This is a genomic window from Streptomyces sp. NPDC045701 (genome assembly GCF_056432045.1).
Genome location: NZ_JBWKJV010000099.1, coordinates 1 through 8,124, shown reverse-complemented (window position 1 = coordinate 8,124; position 8,124 = coordinate 1). Strand labels below are relative to the sequence as shown.

General features: G+C 68.6%; 6 protein-coding genes and 3 pseudogenes. 4 read left to right on the top strand and 5 right to left on the bottom strand.

Annotated features, from left to right (window positions below; all coding sequences use genetic code 11):
• Nucleotides 1–154: 154 nt before the first annotated feature.
• Nucleotides 155–289, top strand: coding sequence for a hypothetical protein (locus AC07DW_RS32585; RefSeq protein WP_478861254.1), 135 nt, complete (start codon nucleotides 155–157; stop codon nucleotides 287–289).
• A 306-nt stretch (nucleotides 290–595) separates the two neighbouring features.
• On the opposite strand, the gene AC07DW_RS32580 is transcribed toward AC07DW_RS32585, so the two are convergent.
• From AC07DW_RS32580 to AC07DW_RS32570, 3 genes and pseudogenes are all read right to left on the bottom strand, one after another.
• Nucleotides 596–1,759, bottom strand: coding sequence for a hypothetical protein (locus AC07DW_RS32580; RefSeq protein ID WP_478861253.1), 1,164 nt, complete (start codon nucleotides 1,757–1,759; stop codon nucleotides 596–598).
• A 643-nt stretch (nucleotides 1,760–2,402) separates the two neighbouring features.
• Nucleotides 2,403–2,993 carry a hypothetical protein gene (locus tag AC07DW_RS32575; protein WP_478861255.1) on the bottom strand — a complete coding sequence of 197 codons (591 nt, stop codon included), beginning with the start codon at nucleotides 2,991–2,993 and terminating at the stop codon, nucleotides 2,403–2,405.
• A gap of 58 nt (nucleotides 2,994–3,051) precedes the next feature.
• Nucleotides 3,052–3,561, bottom strand: a pseudogene (locus AC07DW_RS32570) (recombinase family protein); the annotation flags it as partial.
• Nucleotides 3,562–3,765: 204 nt separating this feature from the next.
• On the opposite strand from AC07DW_RS32570, the gene AC07DW_RS32565 reads away from it, so the two are divergent.
• Together AC07DW_RS32565 and AC07DW_RS32560 are read left to right on the top strand one after the other, a co-directional pair.
• On the top strand, nucleotides 3,766–5,745 hold the full coding sequence (locus tag AC07DW_RS32565; RefSeq protein ID WP_478861252.1) for an APC family permease: 1,980 nt from the start codon (nucleotides 3,766–3,768) through the stop codon (nucleotides 5,743–5,745).
• A gap of 70 nt (nucleotides 5,746–5,815) precedes the next feature.
• Nucleotides 5,816–5,959 carry a hypothetical protein gene (locus AC07DW_RS32560; protein ID WP_478861251.1) on the top strand — a complete coding sequence of 48 codons (144 nt, stop codon included), beginning with the start codon at nucleotides 5,816–5,818 and terminating at the stop codon, nucleotides 5,957–5,959.
• Between the two features lie 152 nt (nucleotides 5,960–6,111).
• Here AC07DW_RS32560 and AC07DW_RS32555 read toward each other — a convergent pair.
• Nucleotides 6,112–6,387 (bottom strand): annotated as a pseudogene (locus tag AC07DW_RS32555) (Tn3 family transposase); the annotation flags it as partial.
• Nucleotides 6,388–6,656: 269 nt separating this feature from the next.
• Here AC07DW_RS32555 and AC07DW_RS32550 point away from each other — a divergent pair.
• Nucleotides 6,657–7,832: a hypothetical protein gene (locus AC07DW_RS32550; RefSeq protein ID WP_478861250.1), complete on the top strand. Its 1,176-nt coding sequence runs from the start codon at nucleotides 6,657–6,659 to the stop codon at nucleotides 7,830–7,832.
• Between the two features lie 145 nt (nucleotides 7,833–7,977).
• Here the strand turns inward: AC07DW_RS32550 and AC07DW_RS32545 are convergent.
• Nucleotides 7,978–8,124: pseudogene (locus AC07DW_RS32545) on the bottom strand (IS110 family transposase); the annotation flags it as partial.

Sequence of the window (8,124 nt, the reverse complement as noted above, 5' to 3'; positions counted from 1 at the left end):
CGCCCACATGCCAGCCACACCCGGCTCCCCTGGGTGTCCCGGTCTTACGAGTGACCCGAATCAACCCACGAAGAAAGGTATGGATCCACAAGCTCGTCACCGAACGGGACGTTCTCCGCAAGGCGGCGAAGTTGTCCGCACAGGAGATGACCTGGTGACCAACCGCTTCCAGTTTATCGGGGACCACCACCGCGCCTGGGGCGTGAAGCGGTGGTGTGCCGTGCTGGAGGCCGCCCGCTCCAGCTTCTGCAGGTGGCGGGCCGGCCGCCGGGCCCGCGCCCGCGCGTGAACAGGGCAGATGCCGCGCTCGCCGGGCGGATCAGGGCCGTCCACGCCGGGCAGGACGGCACCTGCGGCCGCCCGGGGACCACCGCCGCGCTGAGCGGCGACGACGAGCGCGTGAACCACAAGCGCGCCGGCCGGGGCATGCCGCAACCGGCATCGCCGGGCTGCGGCTGCGCAAGCGCCAGGCCGCCACCGTCCCCGGACCGTCCGCCACACCGATGCCGACTACACGGCATTGGTACTAGCTAGTGGTCCAAAGGGCTACTGGTCGACTTTCCGTGTGGCGGGAGGAGCCCAAACCCCCCGAATTTCAGGGCCGGAGGGCCCGAGAGAGGTGCGCAAGCCGTCGCTGCACGTCGGCGCGAGCGCCACTCTTTCCGGGGACACGGGTCCGCAGACTCAGCAACTCGGTGCCCAACTGCCGGACTCGCGCGGGATCACTGACGAGGTGCCAGGCTCCATGGGCGCGATCGACGGCCTCGGCCACCTCGGGATGGTGCTCGGGCTGATCGGCGGTCAGCCGGACCACGGCGGCCTGGAGCCACAGCTGACAGGCGCGGTCGGGGGCGCCTTCCTGCAGCGCAAGGAACGCGCGGACCTCGATCCAGTGGGCCACCTCGACCGACTGGGCGCCGTGCTCGCGGAGCGCGGCCTGCTTGTACGAGGCGGCGATGGCAGCGGCCTCGCCATGGCGGCCGGCGCGGCTCGCCTCGCTGATCGCGCGGTGCGGGTCGCCTTCGGCGGCCGCCGCGGTGGTGGGTGCGGTGGTGGGTGCGGTTTCTGTCCTCGGCGCGGGCACGTCGACGTCCGTCTGTGGGGCGTGGTCGACGGGCGGCTGCCCTCCGAGCAACAGCGTGGCGGCGGGGTCGATGGCGGCCGCGCGGACGGCCTGGTGGTGCAGCTGCTCGGGGCTCGGCCTCGTCGGGGCTGTACGCAGGATGTGCGCGAGCGCGTGTGTGTACGCGGGGCTGAGGCGGTGGCGGCGGTCCTGCAGCTGGACGGTGCCGTACAGCGCGAACGGTCCGGCCAGGGTTTGCTGGTGGACGAGGTCCTGCCAGACGTCCGTGTCGGCCGCCAGGTCGGCCAGCACCGTGGTGGTGCCCAGCGGTCGGCGGTGCAGCTCGGCGGCGATCCAGTGCCACGGGAGGGCGGTGTACCGGATGGTGCGGGCGGTCGTGCGGGCCAGGGCCAGGTGGAGAAGGTGCTGCCGGTGGTCGACTACCAGTTGCCCGGCGACGTAGACGAGTAGCGGGCCCTCGACGGCGGCCGCGGTGCGGAGGTGCGTGAGCACGGTGTGGGGGTCGTCGGGGTTGGCCAGCTGTACGGCGCTCGCGTACATAGTGCCGACCAGCCGTGCCGGTGGGACGGCGGCCATCTGAGGCAACAGGGCGGTGGCGGCGAAGGAGTGCCGCACGGGCGCCTCGGCCGCGACGAGTAGTGCGTATCCCGGCTGTTTCTTCGTGCTAATCCCCATGGGCGCCACCGTAACCGGCTCCTCGGCCGCCGTGTGGCCTGCGGCACGGATCCGGGTTGAGCGGGGTGGTTCCCTCGTTGGGCGGCAGGCGAAGCCCTACCGCGCCGTTCGTCGGACGTCCAGGATCAGGCTTGCCCGACCGCGAAGCGGCGCCCGTAGGCCCTGGATGGCCGGCGGGCGGTGTGGTGCCCTCCTGGATGCCGTCCGACGAGGAAGCCGCACCGCGACCCACCCCCATCTCCCCCACCCACACACCCGCACCCAAGATCAGTGCCCCCCACCCCCTCCGCAGGGTGGCCGGGGTGTGGGGCGGCCCCCCGCGCAGTGACCTGCACCTGCTCCCGGTCGCCAATTGGCGACTGCCTCCGGAGCTGAACGGGGGCCTTGGTCGTACAAGCTGCCCCCCAGTGCGTCGGTCGGATCTCTCGGTCACGCGGCGGGGCGGTACCGTCCCGTGCCATGACGAAACCTCGCCCCGTTCCAGTGCTGCCCGCCCAGGGCGTTGAAGGTGGCGGATCCCGCGCCAGGTGTCCCGCCGATGATGGCCACACCGCGGGTGCAGGGCGAGGTGACAGCAGTCGGTTGCGGAGCTGAGAGAGCGGTTCATGTCACCCCTCGGGGTGAGAGTCCGCTCGGGAGTGGTCTACGACGCGCCGGCCCGCCGGCCCGTGCCACGCGGCCACAGCGAACAGATCACCGTCGACCGCGAGACGGAGCCAGTGACCGTCAAGCTGGGCGTATGGGTCTCGAACACCAAATCGAGAAGGGAGCGGCTGGACGCCGGCCAGCTCGCCGCACTGGCAGAGCTGGGAATGGACTGGGCGTGAGACCACTGCGTCCGACGGTTGAGTCGTGCGAGGCCCCGGGCTGGATCCCGGGGCCTCGCCTTCTCACTGTTCCTGTTCCGGAGTGTTGCGTACGGCCTGGGCCGCCGCGGCAGACCGGCGTCCGCCGCGGCGGCCTCCGCTTCCGCGAGCGCCCGGTACAGCGAGGCCATTGACGGGGGCTTGCCCGCGTTCTTGCCGACCTTGATGGTCAGCTTCTTGGCGATCTCGGGGACGGGGACGCCCTTGTCCTTGAGCGCGACGGCGAAGGTGAGCATGTCGTCGTCGATGACCTTCGGGCGTCCTCCGTGGTTGCCCTTGGACGCGGCGATGACCTGGCCTTCGAGGGTCTTCTCCCGGATGTAGTTGCGCTCGATCTGTCCGGCGACGGCGAGGACGGCGAAGAACATGGCGCCCCATGCCGTTGGGGTCGTAGATGCCGGTGAGCGGGCCGGTGAGGAGTTCGAGCTGGATGCCGCCGGCCTGGAGCTCGGCGGACAGCGTCATCAGCTCGGCCGCGTCCCTGGCGAGGCGCTTGAGCTCGTGGACGGTGAGGATGATGGGCGTCTCGGGTGCGGCCTCCTTGAACTGGTGGGCCAGCGCGAGGGCCTTCTCCAGTTCGGGCCGGATCTTCACCCGGGTGCTGATCTCCTCCCTGAAGACCTTATGGCACTCCGCCCGGTGGAGGGCTTCGAGCTGGCTCGGGAGCTCCTGCCGGGCGGTCGACGTCCTCGCGTACCCGATGCGGACCGGGCGCTCGGTGCGGGGCGCGGGCACGACGGCGAGCGCCGGGCCCTGCTTCCACGCGCGACCGGGATGGCGGTCGGCGGGGACGAGGACTTCGAGTTCCTCGCGGAGCGCGGGGACGAGGACGAAGCGGGGGGTGTGGCACTTCGCAGCGGTCTTCCCGCCCCGGGTGCGGCAGGCGGAGCCGGCAGGCGCACCACAGTTCGGGCATTCGTGACGCTCTACCGCCAATGCGGCCCGATCGGGCGTGAGATCCGTCCAGGAACTCTCTCAGAAGGGCCTCGCAGAACGTGCGGGTTTCGAGAGGGCTTTTGCGATGAGAATCGCCTCCATGGGGGTGGCAGCTTCGGGCGGAACGCATACTCAATGATCGTGCTGTGGTGCCGCTGGTGCTGCCAGAGGGTGGCCCTTGGGCCGTGAGAGAAAGCGACGGAGATGCCGAAAGACGCGCAAGGCCCGGCTGTACCGGAGATCGTGGACAGTCCGGCTCTGCGGGCTCAGCCCACCGGCGGGTTCGCACGGTGGTTGCTGCGGCACCAGGTGCAGCCGGTGGGGCCGGCGGCCGGAGAGGCCCAAGCAGAGCCGCACTCGTGGTGGAAGGTGATGTGCCTGACGGGGGTGGACTACTTCTCCAGCCTGGCCTACGTCCCGGCGATCGCCGCTCTCGCGGCCGGGGCGGTCTCTCCGCTGGCGACTTTGCTGATCGTCGCGCTGACCTTGCTGGGCATGCTGCCGATGTACCGGCGGGTGGCGAAGGAGAGCCCGCACGGCGCCGGGTCGGTGGCGATGCTTGAGGATCTCCTGCCGTTTTGGTGGGGCAAGCTGTTCGTGCTCGTCCTCCTCGGCTTTGTGGCCACCTCGTGGATCATCACCATCACCCTCTCCACGGCGGATGCCTCCGTGCACGTGGTGGAGAATCCCTTCTTCCCCGAGGTTCTCCACGGTCATGAAGTAGCCCTCACCGTGGGACTGCTGCTGATCCTCGGCGGGGTGTTCCTCCTCGGGTTCAGCGAGGCCGTGAAGGTCGCCATCCCGCTGGTGGCCGTCTTCCTGGCGCTCAATGCCGTCATCATCGGCGTCGGCCTGGCCCACGTGATCAGCACCCCGCAGGCGTTCTCCGCCTGGACCGACGCCCTCAGCGAGATGCGCGGCTTCGGTGACCTGGCGGGGCCGGCGCTGCTGGCGTTCCCGCTGCTGGTGCTTGGCCTGTCGGGTTTCGAGACCGGCGTGAGCATGATGCCGTTGGTCGCCGCGAGCGGCGCCGACCCCGAGCAGCGGCTGGAATCCCGGATCCGCAACACCCGCAAGCTGCTGACCGCCGCCGCTGTGATCATGAGCGTGTACCTGTTGGCCGCGAGCTTCGTCACCACCGTCCTGATCCCCGAGGAGGAATTCGAGCCGGGCGGGGCCGCCAACGGCCGGGCGCTGGCCTGGCTGGCCCACGAGCACGTCGGCGAGGCCTTCGGCACCGTCTACGACATCAGCACCATCCTGATCCTGTGGTTCGCCGGTGCCTCCGCGATGGCCGGACTGGTCAACATCGTGCCCCGCTACCTGCCCGGCTACGGCATGGCCCCCGAATGGGGACGCGCGGTCCGCCCCGTCGTCATCGTCTACACCGCCATCTCCGTCGGCATCACCATCGCCTTCGACGCCGACGTCGGCAAGCAGGCCGGCGCCTACGCCACCGGCATCCTGGCCATGATGGTCTCCGGCGCCTTCGCCGTCACCGTCTCTGTCATCCGCCGCCGGCGCCTGGTCGGTGCCGGGTTCGCGGTGCTCACCGCGATCCTGTTCTACGCCCTGGTGGCCAACATCATCGACAAGCCCGACGGCATCGCGATCTCTGGCGTGTTCATCGCCGGCATCATCGCCGTCTCGCTGGTCTCCCGGATCTCACGCACTACCGAACTGCGCGCCGACCGCATCGTCTTCGACGAGACCGCACGCCGGTTCATCGCCGACACCCTCGCCTACGACGCGTCCATCAACATCATCGCCAACCGCCGCCAGGCCGGCGACGCCGCCGAATACGCTGGCAAGGAAGACGAACAGCGCCACATCAACCCCGTCCCCGGCCGCGCCGACGTCCTCTTCCTGGAGATCGACGTCATCGACCCCTCCGACTTCAGCGACGCCCTCACCGTCCGCGGCGTCGAAGTCGACGGCTACCGCATCCTGCGCGCCGACGCCCCCGCCGCGCCGAACGCCATCGCCGCGATCCTCCTCGGTCTGCGCAACGCCACCGGCGTCAAGCCCCACTGCTACTTCGCCTGGGCCGAGGGCAGCCCCCTGGTCCACATGTTCCGCTACTTCCTCCTCGGCCGCGGCGACACCGCCCCTGTCACCCGCGAGATCATCCGCAAACACGAATCCGACCCCGACCGCCGCCCCGGCATCCACGTCGGCGGCTGACCCCGCCGCTCACCAGGATCCGGACCACAGACAGGAGCACGGGATGATGAAACCCCTTCGGGAATGGGGAATGCGGTCCAGGGTCATCAGCCTGATGATCGGATCCGCCGTCCTAGTCACGGCCGGGGCCCTCGCTGACTGGTGGTGGCTCATCGGCATCGGCGCGTGGATGCTCATCGCCGCCTGCCTCCTCGAAATGATCTACCGCCCCTGATCCCTCGGGCGCGCGGCTGAACAACACCGCCGCCCGGAGGGCGACGTGCCCGCCGCAGCACCTCCGCCAACCCAGATGGCGCCCCGTAACCCAGGGGAGGTACTGGCAAGGCGCCCTGCCACACCGGCGAGCACCGGGGGATGACTGGCTCATCAGTCCTCCGCTCCGCCTGCGTCTTCCTCATCGTCCAGCCCGGGCGCATCCGGGTCGCGCAGCGGGCGCAGGGTGCCGCCAGCCTGGACGGAGGCGGTGAAGCTGTAGCGGCCCAGCACGTTGAGGTTCTTGTGCTTCAGCGACAACAGCCGCGCGACGTCCTCGTCCCGGATCTCGTGCCCCTCGGCACGCAGCGCCGCGACGGCGGTGTCGATGTAGCGGGTCGTCCAGAGGACGACGGCGTTGAGGACCAGGCCGAGCGAGCCGAGCTGGTCTTATCCGAACTAGCAGAGCTCATGCGCCAATTGGTGCCGCAGCCCTTCTCCGCCACGGAAAGTAGTGGTGGAGAAGTTGGGGAGCTGGCCACAGAGCCGGGGGCTATCCGGTGGACGCTCATTGTCCCCCAACCGGCGGCCACGCAGAGTCGATGGATCAGAGCGTTAGGGGAATCGTATCGCCTGATTGTCCTGGTCTAGTGGAGGTGCAATCAGTTGTTCAAACGCATGTGATGGGCCCCCGGGCCTTAAAGGCGAAGGGTCTTGCTATGAAGGCGATCTCGAAGCGCGGGCTCCTGTCTGCGATCGCGGTAGTTGCAGTGGCGGTTCCGCTGACGGCAGTGGGCGGGTCGGCCATGGCGGCCGACGGCAAGCCGAACACTGTCGTCACGGCCGCGGAACCGCAGGCACAGGCCAAGCAGGGCGCTGAGTCAGCTGCCGCAACAGACATCAACAAGCTCGTGGTCGGCGACGTCCGCGGTGAGATCAGCACGCAGACCGGTCGGTTCCATGCAACGGTGCCGTTTGTCCAGATGCAGGACCACTTCGGCTTTGATGCCTCTGTCCCGCTGGTCTACGACACCGGCATGGCGATCAACGGCGCGACTCAGTCGGGTCTGCAGCCGGGATGGAAGCTGGACCTACCTTCGGTCGACCCTCAGGGTAATCGCCTCGTCCTCAGCGATGGGAAGTCATACGACATCGACCTCGCCTCGCCGTCCGGGCTGAAGAGGAACACCGACTCCAAGCTGAGCTTCGCTAAGGTCGTCGGAAAGCTGCCGACGCGCGACGGAATACCGGCCCGTGACTACGCCTACACTATGCAGAACGAGACCCTGACCTTCTACTTCGGCGCCGAGGGCAACCCCCTGGCCCAGAAGGACGACGCAGGCCACCAGTCCGACTACGTCTGGAAGGACAACCGGCTGACCAAGGTCGTCAGCCCGGCAGGTGAGGCTGTCACGGTGGAGGCGCCGACCGACCTGGAGACTCGAGCCGTGAGCGCATCGGGCGCCACCACCACAGCGGCCTTCTCCAAAGAGCCCGGGAACGCGTACAAGCAGCTGCGGGTGACGGCTCCCGACGGACGGACCACCACATTCAATACTGCTTCTGATTCCGTAGGCACAAAATCGTGGCTCACGAGCATCGACGCACCCGACCACAGCCGGATGCAGCTCACCCACGACGTGTGGCTCTCCGTGAAAAAGGCCACTTTGATGTCCCCCTTCGGGGCTATCGAAAGCCAGGTGGAAGTGAACCTCGACCCCAAGTATGACGGTCACAACTTCCTTGGAGCGCCGAAGTATTCGAGCCAGGACCAGTTGTTCGACTCCGGAGACAGGGGCTACACGTACTCGACCAAGCTTTCCAAAGATGGCGGGCGGGCGGGCACCCAGACCAGCACTTACAACTACAAGGGTGAGCTGATCTCCCAGAGCTGACCGCACAGAGCATCATCTCCTCGATCGCGCGACAGTCCTTCACGCCGACGAGATGATCTCAGCGGAACTTGCACGGGCCGCAGAACCTGGGTCTTCTGCGGCCTTCGCCTTTCGGGCCACGGAGACACCTCAGGCGCTCAAAGGGTCAAGCAGCTGCGGCGAGAGCGGTCGGAAAGGCCGTGTGTTCGTCGAACAGCGTGTGGTGCTGGAGGCAGTGGTAGAGCTGGCCGAGCATGCGGTTGAAGAGGTTGCGCTGGGCGGCGGCGTGCCAGTCTCCGTGGTCGTCACGGCG

Bases quoted from the DNA above. Each gene is read 5' to 3' on its own strand.
- AC07DW_RS32565 (WP_478861252.1), top strand. From the start codon at position 3,766: ATGCCGAAAGACGCGCAAGGCCCGGCTGTACCGGAGATCGTGGACAGT.
- AC07DW_RS32580 (WP_478861253.1), bottom strand. From the start codon at position 1,759: ATGGGGATTAGCACGAAGAAACAGCCGGGATACGCACTACTCGTCGCG.
- AC07DW_RS32575 (WP_478861255.1), bottom strand. From the start codon at position 2,993: ATGTTCTTCGCCGTCCTCGCCGTCGCCGGACAGATCGAGCGCAACTAC.
- AC07DW_RS32550 (WP_478861250.1), top strand. From the start codon at position 6,657: ATGAAGGCGATCTCGAAGCGCGGGCTCCTGTCTGCGATCGCGGTAGTT.
- AC07DW_RS32560 (WP_478861251.1), top strand. From the start codon at position 5,816: ATGCGGTCCAGGGTCATCAGCCTGATGATCGGATCCGCCGTCCTAGTC.